The organism is Xenorhabdus cabanillasii, from assembly GCF_003386665.1.
Taxonomy (GTDB): domain Bacteria; phylum Pseudomonadota; class Gammaproteobacteria; order Enterobacterales; family Enterobacteriaceae; genus Xenorhabdus; species Xenorhabdus cabanillasii.
The window spans coordinates 3,231,960-3,252,167 of sequence record NZ_QTUB01000001.1 but is presented as its reverse complement, the minus strand read 5'-3'; the positions used below and the strand labels follow the sequence as shown (position 1 = coordinate 3,252,167).

Here is a 20,208-nt window from a genome sequence, read left to right as displayed (position 1 = left end):
ACAGGCGGGAGTTAACCTTAAATTTCCCTGATCCGCTGTTGCGGGTTATCCACCATGGTTTGCAGCACAGTAAGCAAATAGTCAATGTGCCGTTCCATAGTCGATTGATCAAACAGGGCTGTGGCATAATTTATCGCTCCGGCAATTATGCCATTCTCCTCAAAAAACTCTATTTCGAGATCATAGTTGGTAATATTTAAATCATGATCAATTGATGACACTGTCAGCCCCGGCAGTGTCCAGTGAGGATCTTCATAATCCTGCCAGGCAAACATAGTCTGGCACAACGGTGTGTGGTCTAGCTGGCGTGATGGTTGCACAATTTCCACCATCTGTTCAAATGGCAAATCCTGATGCGCCTGTGCCGCTAACGTGGTTTGCCGGACTTGTGCCAGCAATTCCGCCACCGTCAGCTCACCCGAAACTTTCGTGCGCAACGCCAGTGTATTGACGAAGTATCCGATTAAAGGCTCCACTTCCTGACGATTACGGCCAGAACTGTGGGTGCCAACAATGATATCCTCCTGACCGGATAAACGCGATAAGACCACCGTCCAGGCAGACAATAGCGTCATAAATAACGTGACATTGTGCTGTGCACTCAGGCGCTTCAGGCCGGTTATTAATTCTTCATCCAAATTGATGGGTAAAACCTGCCCGACAGACGACTGCTCAGACGAGCGTGGCCGATCTGTCGGCAAATTCAGCAGAGCCGGTGCATCAGCCAGCGTCGTGCGCCAGTAGTCAGCTTGTGCCTGCATACGTTCAGTGGAAAACCACTGACGCTGCCAGGCTGCATAATCAGGATACTGGATTGCCAGCGCAGGTAAAGGATCCGGTTGTCCGGCCAGAAAAGCGGTATAGAGCGTGTTCAGTTCATCTATCAATATCTTCACTGACCAGCCATCGGAAATGAGATGATGCTGGGTCAGCAAAAACTGATAGTCGTCATCCGCCAGCCGGATAAGCATTGTTCGAACCAGCGGCCCCTGGCTGAGATCAAATGGCGTATAAACCTCCTCAGTACGAAGTCGTTTCAACGCGGTTTCGGCATTCGGGCACTCACGCAGGTCATGCTGAACCAACGGCAATCCGTAGTCTGCCGCCAGCAAGTGAACCTGAAGCTGACCGTCAACGGAAACAAAAACAGAGCGCAGCGCTTCATGACGGGCAAATAACACATTCAGGGCCTGCTGCCAGGCGGCGATATCCAGTTGCCCACGCAAATGCCACACGAGTGGCAGATTATAACGCTCATCGACTCCCTTAAGCTGAGCCAGGAGCCACAAACGTTCTTGAACGAATGACAGTGGCAGCATCCCCTCACGGGAGACAGGAAGGATGGGAGGCAATGTGCTTTGTTGATCAAACCGGGTATGGAGTCTTTCAGCCAGGGCCGCCAAAGAAGGGGAACTAAACAACTCACTCAGTGGCAATGCCGTCCCTAAAGCCGCTATTCGGTTCATGACCTGCATCGCCAGCAATGAATGGCCGCCCAACGCAAAGAAATTATCATGCCGGCTGATCGCTTCAATCCCCAAGACTTCCCGCCAAATTGCCGCCAATGCGATTTCTGTTTCCCCCTGCGGGGCTTCATAAGTTTGCCGGGCAAAAGCAGCTCCGTCCGGGGCCGGCAGGGCCCGGCGATCCAGTTTACCGTTCGGGGTCTGCGGTAAGTTGTCCAGACACACAAAAGCTGCCGGCACCATATAATCCGGTAACACCGCACTCAGGTGAGTACGCAGGTTGTTGACCAACTCGTCATCCGCTGCCGCCACGATATAAGCCACCAGCCGTTTACCCTGCCCGTCATCTAATGCCAGCACGACCGCCTCATGCACCGCCGGGTGTTCCAGCAAGCGGGTTTCAATTTCTCCCAATTCGACACGGAAACCGCGAATTTTCACTTGCTGGTCGTTACGGCCAAAAAATTCCAGAATGCCGTCCGGCCGGTAACGGGCCATATCCCCCGTGCGGTACATCCGGGCTCCCGATACGGGGCTAAAGGGGTCGGAGATAAAACGTTCTTCACTTAAAATTGGCTGGTTCAGATACCCCCGCGCTACCCCCACGCCACCAATATAGATTTCCCCCACACCGCCTAACGGCACGGGTTGCCTGTTGCTGTCCAGCAGGTAAATACGAGTATTGCTGAGCGGCCGGCCGATAGCACGGTCATCGTCAGGGGAGAAAACTGCCTGACAGGTGGCGGTAACGGTATTTTCCGTCGGGCCATAAGCATTTAATAACCGGGGGCGATGTCCCGTCTGTGCAAACCAGTCCTGCAGGGCTTTTTTCTGGACGGCCTCGCTGCCAATAATAATCAGTCTGAGCGCGTCAGGCAGCGCTAATCCCGGCTCTCTGGCTGCCAGTTCAGACCAGAATAACGTCGGCAGGAACAACACCGTGATACGGTTTTCGCGGGTTAAGGCAATAAATTCCAATATGGACGCCAGCCAGCTATCATCCCGGATCACCAGTGTGGCTCCGTTACAAAGTGACGAGAAACATTCCTCGACAGCGACATCAAAGGCAAATGCCGCAAACTGCAATACCCGATCCTGTGCCGTTACTCCATACCGTTCATTGACGCCCAACGTGCGCTGATAGATCGCCTGATGCTCTACCATCACCCCTTTTGGCTGCCCGGTAGAGCCGGAGGTATAAATCACATAGGCCAGATGCTGTGGCGTTAACGCTGAAACCCGTGGGTTACTGTCCGGCTGATCCGGCTGTATTGTCGGGTCCAGTACCATCAACCCGGCCAGCATCTCGTCATCCAACAGGGACTGCCCGACCCTATCCGCTAATATCACCGATGGCATACTGTCACTCAGGATATAGGCCAGCCGCTCTGCCGGATAGGTGATGTCCAGTGGCACATAGGCCCCGCCGGCTTTTAAGACGGCCAGCACCCCAACGACCATGGCCGGTGAACGTGCCACGCAAATGGCAACCCGTTGCTCCGGCTCCACCCCTGACTCAATCAGCTGATGCGCCAGCCGGTTAGCCCGGGCATTTAATTCCGCGTAACTGAGTATTTGTCCCTGAAACTCCAGTGCCGTGGCCTGCGGCGTTTTTGCCACCTGCTGTTCAAACCACTGGTGAATACACAACACATCAGGATAAGGGGTTTCCGTCCCGTTCCAGGTAGTTAACAATAAAGTACGCTCTGCTTCCGGCAGGATGTCCAACGCCCGCACTGGCATAGCCGGGGTGTGCTCCAGCGCCTCCACCAGACTTTCCAGTGCCTGCTGCATATAGCCCCATATCCGCTCCGGCTCAAATGGCGACACCACACTTGCCGTCAATCCCAACACGTCACCAAAATCTTCCACCGACAGCCCAAAAGGATAGTTGGTGCGTTCCTTTCCATCTAAAAATTCAATGCCTTCAAATGGTTCATCCGACGACTCGGAGAGACTATTGTGCCGGTAATTGAGCAGGGCGCTAAAGAGCGGAGTGCCACGTTCAACCCCGCTACACTGTTGCGCCAGCGCCAGTGACGCATGTTCATGGGTTAATAATCCCGCCAGCCGGCGATGGGCAGCCTGTAGGCTGTCCTGTACCGGCGTGTCATCTATGTCCAGCCGCAACGGCAGCGTATTAATAAACAGTCCCATGCCACCTTCTGCCCCTTCGCCGCCGGTCATACGCCCAAACAGCACGGTGCCGAAGACCACTTTTTCCTGTCCACTGGTGCGTGACAACACCTGTGCCCAGGCCAGATGACACAAAGCCGCCAGACTCACTCCCTGCTGCCGGGCCTGCTGGCGCAAACGGTCATTCAGTTCCGGCGTCAGCAACCGGTAAAATTCCCTTTCCTGCGATCCATCAAGATGGACATCCGCCAGCCCGAACGGCAGTGTTGGTTCTTCTACTTCTGCCAGCATGTCGGTAAAGAAACGGGTGTGGGCTGCCTGACTCACGCCCAACCGGACCTGCGCCACCAGATTACGGAATGGCACGGGCACAGCCAGATTTTCTTCTTTCCCTGCCAGATAAGCCCGCACTTCACGGTGCATCACCTCCAGCGTTTCATGGTCGCCAATCATATGATGATGCAATTCCAGCAAGAACCAGCGGCCATCGGTTTCCTGCGCCACGACAAAATGCAGTAACGGGGCCTGACCCAGGTCAAGACGATAATGGCGCGGATCAAAACGCTGACTTAACTGGTCAATGACCGGGCCGTCAGCCGGAGCCAGCGTCAGTTCTGTCACTGACAAAGGAGCATGACGCCAGACCACCTGCACCGGAACCGATATCCCTTGCCAGATAAAGGCGGTACGTAAAATATCGTGCCGATCGACTATCCGTTGCATTGCCGCCAGATAACGATCCAGCAACGCACGGTCAGCAAACGCCGTCTGGCCACTCAACAGGTACGTATCCCCTTCCTGTGCCAATAAATGGTGGAACAAAATACCGTCCTGCAACGGGGATAAAGCGTATATATCCTGAATATTCGCTATCCCGCCCGGTACTTGTCTGACAATGTGGTCAATATCCGCCTGGGTTAAATCCACCAGCGGCAACATCGCCGGGGTCAGTTGCTGCGTTTCGGCGGTAATCATATTCGGCGGGATTTCAAGGGCCTGATGCCGTCCCAGCGTTTGCGCCAGATCGGACAACACCGGCGACCGGAATAAATCCTGAGCTGTCAGTGCCAACCCCTGCTGACGCAGGAGTTCAATCATACGCACGGCAAGCAGGGAGTGACCGCCCAGTGCAAAGAAACTGTCATGGCGGCTGACCTGCGCAATGCCCAGTAATTCCCCCCAAATCGCTGCCAGCGTCATTTCGGTTGCCCCCTGTGGAACTTCATACGCCTGCCGGGCAAAGGCGTCTCCATCCGGTGCCGGCAGCGCCCGGCGATCCAGCTTACCGTTCGGCGTTAATGGAAACGCATCCAGACGCACAAAAGCGGCCGGCACCATATAATCCGGCAACCGGGCACTCAAGTAGACACGCAGGCTGTTCGCCAGCCCTTCATCCGCTTCCGCTGCTTTCGTTTCTGTTACAACATAGGCCACCAGCCGCTTATCCTGCCCTTCCCCCTGTGTCAACACCACCGATTCACGCACCATCGGATGTTCTGTCAGCCGGGCTTCAATTTCCCCCGGTTCAATGCGGAAACCGCGGATTTTCACCTGCTGGTCATTGCGGCCCAGAAATTCCAGATTGCCGTCCGGCAGATAGCGGGCCAAATCTCCGGTCCGGTACATCCGCGCATCCGGGTTATCACTGAACGGATCGATAAGGAAACGTTCAGCGGTTAATTCAGGCCGGTTCAGATATCCCCGCGCCACACCCACGCCACCAATATACAGCTCACCCATTGCCCCCAGCGGCACCGGCTGACCATGCGCATCCAGCAAATAAACCTGCGTATTCGCCGTCGGACGCCCGATTGGCACTGCGGTATCGGTATAGTCTGACGGACACGGCCAGACCGTGGCACACACGGTTATTTCGGTCGGCCCATAGGCATTGAACAGGGTGACCCGGCCACACAGCGCCCGGATTAACGCCGTACCGGGCGCTTCTCCCCCCAATATCAGAGTAGGTTTGACCGTTAACACCGGTATATCCGCCCTGTCATGAAGCAGAGCGGGGGGCAGACAAGCATGCGTTATCGCCTGCGCTTCCAGATAATGCCATAAAGCGGTCGGATTCTGACGCACATGGTCGGCGGGAATAGCCAGCGTGGCACCACTGCACAGGGCCATCATGATTTCCCAGACACTGGCGTCAAAACCTAATGAAGCAAACTGCAACACCCGACTCTCCGCCCCCATCGCGAATTGCGTGATTTTCTCCTGAATCAGGTTGACTAACCCACGGTGTTCGACCATTACCCCTTTCGGCCTGCCGGTTGAACCGGAGGTGTAAATCACGTACGCCAGATGTCGTGAAGTCAATACCGGTATCTGCGGATTACTATCCGGCTGGTCAAATGGGGTATTCGGATCGAGCACGTTTCGTTCTGCCAATGCGTGTTCACCCAATGCTGACCGGCCAAGACTATCTGCCAGCACCATCGCCGGTGCCGTATCTCTCAGATTGTCGGCCAGACGTTCTCCCGGATAAGCCGGGTCCAGCGGTACATAGGCTCCGCCGGCTTTTAAGACGGCCAGCACCCCAACGACCATGGCCGGGGAGCGTGCCACACAAATGGCGACCCGTTGCTCCGGTTCAATACCCAGTTCAATCAACTGATGGGCCAGCCGGTTAGCCCGGGCATTTAATTCCGCGTAACTGAACGTCTGGTTTTCACAGACCAGTGCCGTGGCCTGCGGCGTTCTTGCCACCTGCTGTTCAATCCACTGGTGAATACACAATGTCTCAGGATACGGGGTTTCTGTCGCGTTCCAGATTTCCAGTAATATTCGACGCTCTGTTGGTGTCAGGATATCAATTTCCCCGATCCGCTGTTGGGCGTTAGCCACCATGGCTTGCAATACCGTGTGCAAATAGTCAATGTGCCGTTCCATGGTTGTTTGATCAAACAGGGCTGTGGCATAACTTAACTCACCTGCAATCTTGCCGTCCTCTTCAAACAGCCCCAGTTCGAGATCAAATTTGACAATCTCCACATCTTGATCAGCCGGTGACACAGTCAGCCCCGGCAATGTCCAGTCGGTATGTTCATTGTTCTCCCAGGCAAACATCACCTGAAACAGTGGCGTATGGGCCAGCCGACGCAGTGGTTGTACGATTTCCACCACCTGCTCAAACGGCAAATCCTGATGCGCCTGTGCTCCTAACGCGGTTTGCCGGACCTGTGTCAGTAATTCCACTACTGTCAACTCACCCGAAACCCCCATGCGCAATGCCAGTGTGTTCACGAAGAATCCGATTAAAGGTTCCACTTCCTGACGGCTGCGACCGGCACTGGGGGTGCCAATCACGATATCCGTTTGGCCGGATAAACGCGATAAGACCACTGCCCAGGCGGACAATAGCGTCATAAACAAGGTGACACCATGCTGCTCACTCAGGCGTTTCAGTGCGGCCGTTAATTCCGCATCCAGACTGATGGGTAAAACCTGCCCGACAAATGACTGCTCAGACGGGCGTGGCCGGTCTGTAGGCAGATCCAGCAAAACAGGGGCGTCAGCCAATGTAGTACGCCAATAATCAGATTGCACCTGAATACGTTCAGCAGAAAGCCACTGACGCTGCCAGACTGCATAATCAGGGTACTGGATCGCCAGTGGCGGTAAAGGATCCGGTTGCCCGGCCAGAAAAGCGCTATAGAGCGTGTTCAATTCATGTATCAACACACTGACCGACCAGCCATCAGAAATAATATGATGCTGGGTCAGCAAAAACTGATAGTCGTTATCCGCCAGCCGGATAAGCATCGCCCGGATAAGCGGGCCATTGCTGAGTTCAAATGGCGCAGACATTTCTTCTGCACACAGTTGTTTCAGTGCCACTTCGGCATCCGGGTGTCCACGCAGATCATGCTGAACCAATGGCAACCCGTGCTCCGCCGCCAGTAAGCGGATCTTAGGCTGACCATCAGCGGAAACAAAGACAGAGCGCAATGCTTCATGGCGGGCAAATAATGTATTCAGTGCCTGCTGCCAGACCGCGATATCCAGTTCACCACACAAACGTAGCGCAATGGGGATATGATACGTCTCACTGACGCCTTCAAACTGAGCCAGAAACCACAAACGCTGTTGCGCAAATGACAGCGGCAACATCCTCTCACGGGAAACAGGCATAATGGGAGGCAATGTGCTGCCTTGTTTATCAAACCGGGTATGGAGTTTTTCAGCCAGAGCCGCCAAAGAAGGGGAATTAAACAACTCACTCAGCGGCAGTTCTCCCCTTAAAACTGCTATCCGGTTCATTACCCGCACCGCCAGCAATGAATGGCCGCCCAGGGCAAAGAAATTATCATGCCGGCTGATCGCTTCAATCCCCAAGACTTCCTGCCAAATTGCCGCTAACGCGATTTCTGTTTCTCCCCGCGGGGCTTCATAAGTTTGGCGGGCAAAAGCATCTCCGTCCGGGGCCGGCAGCGCCCGGCGATCCAGTTTGCCGTTCGGCGTCTGCGGGAAGCTGTCCAGACGGACAAAGGCCGCCGGCACCATATAATCCGGCAAAATCGCACTCAAATGGGCACGCAGGTTGTTAACCAGCATTTCATCTGTTTCCGCTACCACATAGGCCACCAGCCGTTTACCCTGCCCGTCATCTAATGCCAGCACGACCGCCTCATGCACCGCCGGGTGTTCCAGCAAGCGGGTTTCAATTTCTCCCAATTCGACACGGAAACCGCGAATTTTCACCTGCTGGTCGTTACGGCCCCGAAATTCCAGATTGCCGTCCGGCCGGTAGCGTGCCAAATCCCCGGTACGATACATCCGGGCTCCCGATACGGGGCTAAAAGGGTCGAAGATAAAACGTTCTCCCGTTAAGATTGACTGATTCAAATAGCCCCGTGCTACCCCTGCACCACTAATGTAGATCTCCCCTTCGCAGCCTAGCGGTACAGGTTGCCCGTGTTTGTCTAATAGGTAGATGTTAGTATTCTTAACTGGCCGGCCTATAAGATACGCATCTTCTACAGATAATACCGCCTGACAAGTCGCAATCACGGTATTCTCTGTTGGGCCGTAGGTATTTAACAATCGGGGGAGCGGTGCGGCCTGCGTAAACCATGCCTGAATGGCACTTTTCTGCACCTGCTCACCACCAATCACGATCAATCTGAGACAATCTGGGAGCAATAATTCTCTGTCTCTGGTGGCCAGCTCTGACCAGAATAATGTTGGCAGAGACATCATCGTAATTTGATGTTGTTGGATTAAAGTAATAAATGTTAATACCGAAGTCAGCCAGCTATCATCACGGATCACCAGCGTAGCGCCGTTACATAATGACGAGAAGATTTCTTCTACTGAGGCATCAAAGGCAAAAGCAGAAAATTGCAGTATCCGGTCTTGTGCGGTGACCTTATAAGTATCATTAAAACCCAGATAACGTTGATAAACTGCTTGATGCTCCACCATCACTCCTTTCGGGATGCCCGTCGAACCGGACGTGTAAATCACATAGGCCAGATGACGGGCAGTCAACGCCGGTATCTGTGGATTACTGTCCGGGTATTCAGGCAGGTTATTCGGGTCAAGTACCTGCCGGCCTACCAGAGTTTTCGCGCCCAGGGCTGTCTGCCCAGTCTCATCCGCCAGGATAATAACCGGGGCGGCATCGGTGAGCATATAAGCCAAGCGCTCACCGGGATAATCCACATCCAGCGGCACATACGCCCCGCCGGCTTTCAGGATGGCTAACATTCCCACCACCATGGCCGGTGAACGTGAGACACAAATTGCTACTAACTGGTCAGGCACAACCCCCAGCGTAATTAATTGGTGAGCCAGCCGGTTAGCCCGGGCATTGAGTTCAGCGTAACTGAGCGACTGATTTTCATACACCAGGGCAGTCGCGTCCGGGGTTTTCGCTACCTGCTGTTCAAACAGTTGATGAATACACAGCGCCGCAGGATAAGGGATCTCCATCCCGTTCCAGGTGGTTAACAATAAGGTACGCTCTGCTTCCGGCAGGATGTCCAACGCCCGCACTGGCATAGTTGGTGTGTGTTCCAGTGCCTCCACCAGACTTTCCAGTGCCTGCTGCATATAGCCCCATATCCGCTCCGGCTCAAATGGCGACACCACACTTGCCGTCAATCCCAACGCGTCACCAAAATCTTCCACCGACAGCCCAAAGGGGTAGTTGGTACGTTCCTTTCCATCTAAAAATTCAATGCCTTCAAATGGTTCATCCGACGACTCTGGGAGACTATTGTGCCGGTAATTGAGCAGGGCGCTAAAGAGCGGAGTGCCACGTTCAACCCCGCTACACTGTTGCGCCAGCGCCAGTGACGCATGTTCATGGGTTAATAATCCCGCCAGCCGGCGATGGGCGGCCTGTAGGCTGTCCTGTACCGGCGTGTCATCTATATCCAGCCGCAACGGCAGGGTATTAATAAACAGTCCCATGCCACCCTCTGCTCCTTCGCCTCCGGTCATACGCCCAAACAGCACGGTGCCGAAGACCACTTTTTCCTGTCCACTGGTGCGTGACAACACCTGTGCCCAGGCCAGATGACACAAAGCCGCCAGACTCACTCCCTGCTGCCGAGCCTGCTGGCGCAAACGATCATTCAGTTCCGGCGTCAGCAACCGGTAAAATTCCCTTTCCTGCGATCCATCAAGATGGACATCCGCCAGCCCGAACGGCAGCGTCGGCTCCTCCACTTCCGCCAGCATGTCGGTAAAGAAACGGGTGTGGGCTGCCTGACTCACGCCCAACCGGACCTGCGCCACCAGATTACGGAACGGCACAGGCACAGCCAGGTTTTCTTCTTTCCCTGCCAGATAAGCCCGCACTTCACGGTGCATCACTTCCACTGTTTCATGATCGCCAATCAGGTGATGATGCAATTCCAGCAAGAACCAGCGGCCATCGGTTTCCTGCGCCACCACAAAGCGCAACAATGGGGCCTGACTCAAGTCAAGACGATAATGGCGCGGATCAAAACGCTGACTTAACTGGTCAATGACCGGTCCGTCAGCCGGAGCCAGCGTCAGTTCTGTCACTGACAAAGGAGCATGACGCCAGACCACCTGTACCGGAACCGATATCCCTTGCCAGATAAAGGCGGTACGTAAAATATCGTGCCGATCGACTATCCGTTGCATTGCCGCCAGATAACGATCCAGCAACGCACGGTCAGCAAACGCCGTCTGGCCACTCAACAGGTACGTATCCCCTTCCTGTGCCAATAAATGGTGGAATAAAATACCGTCCTGCAATGGCGATAAGGCATAGATATCCTGAATATTTTCTACCCCACCCGGTACTTGTTCAACAATGTGGTCAATATCCGCCTGGGTTAAATCCACCAGCGGTAACATCGCCGGAGTCAGTTGTTGTGTCGCGGGGGTAATGACATTGGGTGGGACGTCAATCACTTGATGCTGTCCCAACATTTTCGCCAGATCGGACAACACCGGCGACCGGAATAACTCCCGCACCGTCAGTGCTACCCCCTGCTGACGCAGGCGTTCAACCATACGCACGGCGAGCAGGGAGTGACCGCCCAGTGCAAAGAAGCTGTCATGGCGGCTGACCTGCTCAATGCCCAGTAATTCACGCCAAATCTCCGCCAGTACCATTTCGGTTGCCCCCTGTGGGGCTTCATAGGTTTGGCGGGCAAAAGCATCTCCATCCGGGGCCGGCAGGGCCCGGCGATCCAGTTTGCCGTTTGGCGTCTGCGGGAAGCTGTCCAGACGGACAAAGGCCGCCGGCACCATATAATCCGGCAGAACTGCACTCAAATGGGCACGCAGGTTGTTAACCAGCGTTTCATCTGTTTCCGCTACCACATAGGCCACCAACCGTTTACCCTGCCCGTCATCTAATGCCAGCACGACCGCCTCATGCACCGCCGGGTGTTCCAGCAAGCGGGTTTCAATTTCCCCCGGTTCAATCCGGAAACCGCGAATTTTCACCTGTTGATCGTTACGACCAAAAAATTCCAGAATGCCGTCCGGCCGGTACCGGGCCATATCCCCGGTGCGGTACATCCGGGCACCCGATACGGGGCTAAAGGGATCGGGAATAAAACGTTCTTCACTTAAAGCTGGCTGGTTCAGATAACCTCGTGCCACCCCCACGCCACCAATATAGATTTCCCCCACACTGCCTAACGGCACCGGTTGGCCGTTGCTGTCCAGCAGGTAAATACGGGTATTGCGGAGCGGCCGGCCGATGGCACGGTCATCGTCGGGAGAGAAAACTGCCTGACAGGTGGCGGTAACGGTATTTTCTGTCGGGCCATAAGCATTTAATAACCGGGGGAGATGCCCCGTCTGTGCAAACCAGTCCTGAAGGGCTTTTTTCTGGACGGCCTCGCTGCCAATAATAACCAGTCTGAGCGCGTCAGGTAGCGATAATCCTTTATCTCTGCCCGCCAGTTCAGACCAGAATAACGTGGGCAGGAACAACACCGTGATACGGTTTTCGCGGGTTAAGGCAATAAATTCCGGCATGGATGCCAGCCAGCTATCATCACGGATCACCAGTGTGGCACCATAACATAATGCTGAGAAACACTCCTCGACGGCGACATCAAAGGCAAACGCCGTAAACTGCAATACCCGATCCTGTGCCGTCACACCATACCGTTCATTGACGCCCAACATGTGTTGATAAATCGCCTGATGTTCTACCATCACCCCTTTCGGCTGTCCGGTAGAGCCGGAGGTATAAATCACATAGGCCAGATGCTGTGGTGTTAACGCTGAAACCTGTGGGTTACTGTCCGGCTGATCCGGCTGTATTGCCGGGTCCAGTACCATCAACCCGGCCAGCATCTCGTCACCCAACAGGGACTGTCCGGCCCGGTCTGCCACAACCACGGACGGAGCACTGTCACTCAGAATGTAAGCCAACCGCTCTGCCGGATAGGTTGTGTCGAGAGGCACATAGGCCCCGCCGGCTTTTAAGACGGCCAGCATCCCAACGACCATGGCCGGTGAACGTGCCACGCAAATGGCAACCCGTTGCTCCGGCTCTACCCCTGACTCAATCAGCTGATGCGCCAGCCGGTTAACACAGGCATTTAATTCCGCGTAACTGAGTGTTTGTCCCTGATACTCCAGTGCCGTGGCCTGCGGGGTTTTCTCTGCCTGCTGTTCAAACCACTGATGAATACACAATGCGTCAGGATATGGGGGTTCAGTCGCGTTCCAGGTTTCCAGCAACAATCTGCGCTCTGCCGGTGACAGGATATCAATTTCCCCGATCCGCTGTTGAGCGTCAGTCACCATGGATTGTAATACCGTGTGCAAATAGTCAATGTGCCGTTCCATGGTCGTTTGATCAAACAGGGCTGTGGCATAACTTAACTCACCTGCAATCTTGCCGTCCTTTTCAAACAGCGCCAGTTCGAGATCAAATTTGACAATCTCCACATCTTGATCAGTCAGTGATACGGTCAGCCCCGGCAATGTCCAGTCGGTATGTTCATTGTTCTCCCAGGAAAACATGACCTGAAACAGTGGCGTATGATCCAGCCGGCGTGTCAGTTGCACGATTTCCACCACCTGCTCAAACGGCAAATCCTGATGGGCCTGTGCCGCTAACGCAGTTTCCCGGATCTGTGCCAGCAATTCCGCTACCATCAACTCCCCCGAGATTCCTATGCGCAACGCCAGTGTATTCACAAAAAAGCCAATCAGCGGTTCCACTTCCTGACGGTTACGGCCGGCGCTGGGGGTGCCAATCACGATATCCGTTTGGCCGGATAAACGCGATAAGACTATCGTCCAGGCGGATAACAGCGTCATAAATAAGGTGACACCGTGCTGCGCACTCAGGCGTTTCAGAGCCGTCGTTAATTCCTCATCCAGACTGATGGGCAAAACCTGCCCGGCAAACGACTGCTCAGACGGGCGAGGCCGGTCTGTAGGCAGATCCAGCAAAACAGGGGCATCAGCCAATGTGGTACGCCAATAATCAGATTGCACCTGAATACGTTCAGCGGAGAGCCACTGACGCTGCCAGACCGCATAATCAGGGTACTGGATTACCAGCGGTGGTAATGGATCTGGCTGCCCGGCCAGAAAAGCCGTATAGAGTGTGCTTAGTTCCTGTACCAGCACATTGACCGACCAGCCATCGAACACAATATGATGCTGGGTCAGCAAAAACTGATAGTCGTTATCCGCCAGCCGGATAAGCATCGCCCGGATAAGCGGGCCACAATTAAGTTCAAATGGCGCCGACATTTCTTCTGCACACAGTTGTTTCAGTGCCACTTCGGCATCCGGGTGTCCACGCAGATCATGCTGAACCCATGGCAACCCGTAGTCCGCCGCCAGCAGGCGGACCTGAGGCTCACCATCAACGGAAACAAAAACAGAACGCAGCGCTTCATGGCGGGCAAATAACGCATTCAGTGCCTGCTGCCAGACCACGATATCCAATTGACCGCACAAACGTAGCGCAATGGGGATATGATACGTTTCACTGACGCCTTCAAACTGAGCCAGGAACCACAAACGCTGTTGCGCGAATGACAATGGTAGTATTCCTTCACGGGAGGCGGGCATAATGGCCGGCACTACATTATCTTGTTTATCAATCCGGGCCTGCACCACCTCAGCCAGGGCCGCCAAAGAAGGCGTGCTAAACAGTACAGGCAGCGGCAATTCGACTCCTAACACCGCTATCCGGTTCATCATCCGCACTGCCAGCAGTGAATGGCCGCCCAGGGTAAAGAAATTATCATGCCGGCTGATCGATTCAATCCCTAAGATTTCCCGCCAAATCGCTGCTAACGCGTTTTCTGTTTCTCCCTGCGGGGCTTCATAGGCTTGCCGGGCAAAGGCTTTCTCGTCCGGTGACGGCAGTGCCCGGCGATCCAGCTTACCGTTCGGCGTTAATGGAAACGCATCCAGACGCACAAAAGCAGCCGGCACCATATAATCCGGCAAAATAGCACTCAGGTAAGTACGCAGATGATTAACTAATTTGCCATCCGGCTCCGCCACAATATAAGCCACCAGCCGCTTATCCTGTCCTTCTCTCTGCGCCAACACTACCGATTCACGCACCATTGGATGTTCTGTCAGCCGGGCTTCAATTTCCCCCGGTTCAATGCGGAAACCGCGGATTTTCACCTGCTGGTCATTGCGGCCCAGAAATTCCAGATTGCCGTCCGGCAGATAGCGGGCCAAATCTCCGGTCCGGTACATGCGTGCATCCGGGTTATCACTGAACGGATCGATAAGGAAACGTTCAGCGGTTAATTCAGGCCGGTTCAGGTAACCCCGCGCCACACCCACGCCGCCAATATACAGCTCACCCATTGCCCCCAGCGGCACCGGCTGACGATGCGCATCCAGCAAATAAACCTGCGTATTCGCCGTCGGACGCCCGATTAGCACTGCGGTATCGGTATAGTCTGACGGACACGGCCAGACCGTGGCACACACGGTTATTTCGGTCGGCCCATAGGCATTGAACAGGGTGACCCGGCCACACAGCGCCCGGATTAACGCCGTACCGGGCGCTTCTCCCCCCAATATCAGAGTAGGTTTGACCGTTAACACCGGTATATCCGCCCTGTCATGAAGCAGAGCGGGAGGCAGACAAGCATGCGTTATCGCCTGGGCTTCCAGATAATGCCATAAAGCGGCCGGGTTCTGACGCTCATGGTCGGCGGGAATAGCCAGCGTGGCACCACTGCACAGGGCCATCATGATTTCCCAGACACTGGCATCAAAGCTCAATGAAGCAAACTGCAACACCCGGCTCTCCGTACCAATCGAGAATTGCGTGATTTTCTCCTGAATCAGGTTGACTAACCCACGGTGTTCGACCATTACCCCTTTCGGCCTGCCGGTTGAACCGGAGGTGTAAATCACGTACGCCAGATGCCGTGAAGTCAATACCGGTATCTGCGGGTTACTATCCGGCTGGTCAAATGGGGTATTCGGATCGAGCACGTTTCGTTCTGCCAATGCGTGTTCACCCAATGCTGACCGGCCAAGACTATCTGCCAGCACCATCGCCGGCGCCGTATCTCTCAGATTGTCGGCCAGACGTTCTCCCGGATAAGCCGGGTCCAGCGGTACATAGGCTCCGCCGGCTTTTAAGACGGCCAGCACCCCAACGACCATGGCCGGGGAGCGTGCCACACAAATGGCAACCCGTTGTTCTGGTGCAATACCCAGTTCAATCAACTGATGGGCCAGCCGGTTAGCCCGGGCATTTAATTCTGCGTAACTGAGTGTTTGTCCCTGATACTCCAGTGCCGTGGCCTGCGGGGTTTTCTCTGCCTGCTGTTCAAACCACTGATGAATACACAACGCCTCAGGGTAGGCAGTTTTTGTTGTATTCCAGGTTCTTAATAACAGCGTGCGTTCTGTTTCCGGCAGGATGTCCAACTGCCGTACTGGTGTTTCCGGTGCCTGTTCCAGCGCCTCCACCAGACTTTCCAGTGCCCGCTGCATATAACCGCATATTCTCGCCGGCTCAAACGGCTGCACGACCTGCGCCGTCAAGCCCAGCGCGTCACCAAAATCTTCCACTGACAGGGCAAAAGGGTAGTTGGTCCGTTCCTGTTCCCCAACAAACTCAATCCCACTGACCAGTTCACCAGACATACCCAATAAAGCATTGTGGCGGTAATTCAACAAAGCACTAAAGAGGGGTGTACCACGGTCAACCCCGCCACACTGTTGGGCCAGCGCCAGAGAAGCATGTTCATGGGCTAATAATCCCGCCAGCCGGCGATGGGCGGCCTGTACGCTGTCCTGTACCGGGGTATCATCCATATCCAGCCGCAACGGCAGAGTATTAATAAACAGTCCCATTCCGCCCTCTGCCCCTTCGCCGCCGGTCATGCGCCCAAACAGCACGGTGCCGAACACCACTTTTTCCTGTCCACTGGTGCGCGACAATACTTGTGCCCAGGCCAGATGACACAAAGCCGCCAGACTGACTCCTGACTGCCGGGCCTGACTGCGCAAGCGATTATTCAGCTCAGGTGTTAACATTTGGTGAGATTCCGTCACCTGTGAACCATCGCGATGTACCTCTGTCAAGCCAAACGGCAGCGTCGGCTCTTCCACCCCGGCTAACATTTCAGTAAAGAAACGGGTGTCGGCTGCCTGACTCATCCCCAACCGGGACTGAGCCACCAGATTGCGGAACGGCACCGGTACAGGCAGGCTCTGCTCTTGCCCTGTCAGGTATAACTGGACTTCACGGTGCATCATTTCCAGCGCTTCATGGTCGCCAATCAGGTGATGGTGCAATTCCAGTAAGAACCAGCGGCCATCCGTTTCCTGCGCCACGACAAAATGCAGGAGCGGAGCCTGTCCCAGGTCAAGACGATAATGACGCGGATCAAAACGCTGGCTTAACTGGTCAATGACCGGGCCGTCAGCCGGAGCCAGCGTCAGTTCTGTCACTGATAAGGAGGCATGACGCCAGACAACCTGCACCGGAACCGATATCCCTTGCCAGATAAAGGCGGTGCGTAAAATATCGTGCCGATCGACTATCCGTTGCATCGCTGCCAGATAACGATCCAGCAAAGACCGGTCAGCAAAAATCATCTGGACGGTCAATAAATACGGGTCACCTTCCCGCGCCAATAAATGGTGGAACAAAATACCGTCCTGCAATGGCGATAAGGCATAGATATCCTGAATATTTTCTACCCCATCCGGTACTTGCTCAATAATGTAGTCAATATCTGCCTGCGTTAAATCCGCCAACGGTAACATCGCCGGGGTCAGTTGCTGTGTTGCGGGGGTAATGACATTGGGTGGGACTTCAATCACTCGGTGCTGCCCTAACGTTTTCGCCAGATCGGATAACACCGGCGACCGGAATAAATCACTCGCCGCCAGTGCCACCCCCTGTTGACGCAGGTGCTCAATCATGCGCATCGCGAACAGGGAGTGCCCACCCAATGCAAAGAAACTGTCATGACGGCTAATTTGCTTAATCCCCAATAACTCACCCCAGACTGTCGCCAGTATCGTTTCCTCTCTCCCTTGCGGGGCTTCATAAGCCTGCCGGACAAACGCTTCTTCATCGGGTGCCGGTAATGCCCGGCGATCCAGTTTGCCATTCGGGGTCTGCGGGAAGCTGTCCAGACGCATAAAGGCTGCCGGTATCATATAATCCGGTAAAACCGCACTCAGATGGGTACGCAAGGTGTTAACCAGCGTTTCATCTGCTTCCGCTACCACATAGGCCACCAGTTGCTTACTTTGACCGTCATCCCGTGTCAGCACTGCTGCCTGATTCACTGCTGGATGCTCCAGCAAGCGGGTTTCAATTTCCCCCAATTCAACACGGAAACCACGGATTTTCACCTGCTGGTCATTACGGCCCAGAAACTCCAGGTTACCGTCCGGCAGGTAACGGGCCAAATCTCCGGTACGATACATCCGGGCACCCGATACGGGGCTAAAGGGGTCGGTGATAAAACGTTCTTCACTTAAAATTGGCTGGTTCAGATACCCCCGCGCCACCCCCACGCCACCAATATAGATCTCCCCAGCGCAGCCTAGCGGTACGGGTTGCCCGTTGCTGTCCAGCAGGTAAATACGGGTATTGCTGAGTGGTCGGCCAATGGAACGATCATCGTCCGGGGAGAAGACCTCTTGGCAGGTGGTTGTGACAGTATTTTCCGTCGGGCCATAAGCATTTAATAACCGGGGGCGGTGCCCCGTCTGTGCAAACCAGTCCTGAAGGGCTTTTTTCTGGACGGCCTCGCTGCCAATAATAATCAGTCTGAGTGCATCAGGTAGTACTAATCCCGGCTCTCTGGCTGCCAGTTCAGACCAGAATAACGTGGGCAGTAACAGCACCGTGATGCGGTTTTCCCGGGCTAAGGCTATAAATTCTGTCATTGAATCCAGCCAGCTATCATCGCGAATAATCAGCGTGGCGCCATAACATAATGAGGAAAAACACTCCTCGACAGCGACATCAAAAGCAAACGCCGCAAACTGCAATACCCGATCCTGCGCCGTCACACCATAAAGTTCATTCACCCCTAGAGTACGTTGATAAATCGCCTGATGTTCCACCATCACCCCTTTTGGCTGACCGGTGGAGCCAGAGGTGTAAATCACATAGGCCAGATGCTGTGGCGTTAACATCGAAACCTGTGGGTTACTGTCCGGCTGATCAGGCTGCATCGTCGGGTCAAGAACGGTCAACTCGGCCAGTACTTCGTCACCTAATATGGATTGTCCGGCATCATCCGCCAATATTACGAACGGGGCACTGTCGTTGAGGATATACGCCAGACGCTCTGCCGGGTAGGTGATATCCAGCGGTACATAGGCTCCGCCCGCTTTCAGCACCGCCAGCAGTGACACCACCATGGCCGGTGAGCGTGCCACGCAAATGGCGACCCGTTGCTCTGGTGTAACTCCCTGCTCAATCAACTGATGGGCCAGTCGGTTAGCGTGGGCGTTTAATTCGGCATAACTCAGTGTTTGCCCCTGATACTCCAGAGCCGTAGCCTGTGGGGTCTTTTGTACCTGTTGCTCAAACAACTGATGAATACACCAGGCTTCAGGATAAAGGGTTTCAGTGGGGTTCCAGGTTTCCAATAGCAATGTCTGTTCCGCCTCCGGCAACAAATTAAGCTGCCCGATGGGGATATCATCACTTCTTCCTTTTGATAACAGCAACACCTGTAAATGATCATCCATACGCGCAATCACTTCCGCACTCAGGCGATTTTCATCATAAACCCACCTGAAACCGCCCTGCTCATTTATCTGAAATGTCAGCAATTCACCCGACGCTTTTTGATCACACTGTCTGTCATCCTGTATCACCGAAACCGCTATCGACCACGGATAGTGAGTACTTAATTCAGGGATGGCGTGCAATGAAGGTAAATGAGAAAGGCGGTCACGACTGAATGTCTGGTGTTGCGCCAGTCGGGCAAGTTCATCATCAACCGCGTCAGCGACTCCACACCACGACTGATCCCATGCCACTGCTATGCTCATGGGCACCACTGAGGCCAGATTTGCCCGGTTATCGTTTAATGCTACCTCCCAGCCAATTTGGCATGCCGGCTGCTGAGTCAGACGCGCAAGATAGATAACAAATGCCTGCAACACTATTCGCCATGGCTCTTCTTGACCACTTTGGGGAGACGGGGACTGCCAACGGCTGATTGCCCAACGGGGTTCAGCAATCTTATGGGGAACGTCGAAAGGTAACTGGAGGGGTTGCAACGCGGCAAGACGCTGATACCAAAATAGTTCACTGGGTGTGAGTGATTGAAGAGTATTTATTCCAGAAAGCGCTTCACCGTTAAAACTATTTCCCGCTGTAGCAATGTTATCTTTCATTTATTACCTCACCTCAACGAATCTGTTAGTTGTTTGAAAATGGTTAGTCTGTGGGATCATTAAAAATATTTTTCTTACTTTTTGTTCGTTTGACTGGAGAAAAATGCAATTCATGCATAAAACATGGATCAAGATATTTAGGCAGTAATTTTTATCAGGATTTAAATACAATAGCCGGATGAATAGTGATAAAGTTAACGTTATTGAGCAATACTTTTTGTTAACAATGGAATAAATAATTATCCAAACAAATTGAAATAAGATATTCTATTTT

The 20,208-nt window shown here is 54.1% G+C and carries 1 protein-coding gene; it reads right to left on the bottom strand.

Annotation, left to right across the window (positions count from 1 at the left end):
• Positions 1-17: 17 nt before the first annotated feature.
• Positions 18-19,934: a non-ribosomal peptide synthase/polyketide synthase gene (locus BDD26_RS14830; RefSeq protein ID WP_115826956.1), complete on the bottom strand. Its 19,917-nt coding sequence runs from the start codon at positions 19,932-19,934 to the stop codon at positions 18-20.
• Positions 19,935-20,208: the final 274 nt, after the last annotated feature.

Coding starts and splice junctions, on each gene's coding strand:
- BDD26_RS14830 (WP_115826956.1), bottom strand. CDS start 19,934: ATGAAAGATAACATTGCTACAGCGGGAAATAGTTTTAACGGTGAAGCG.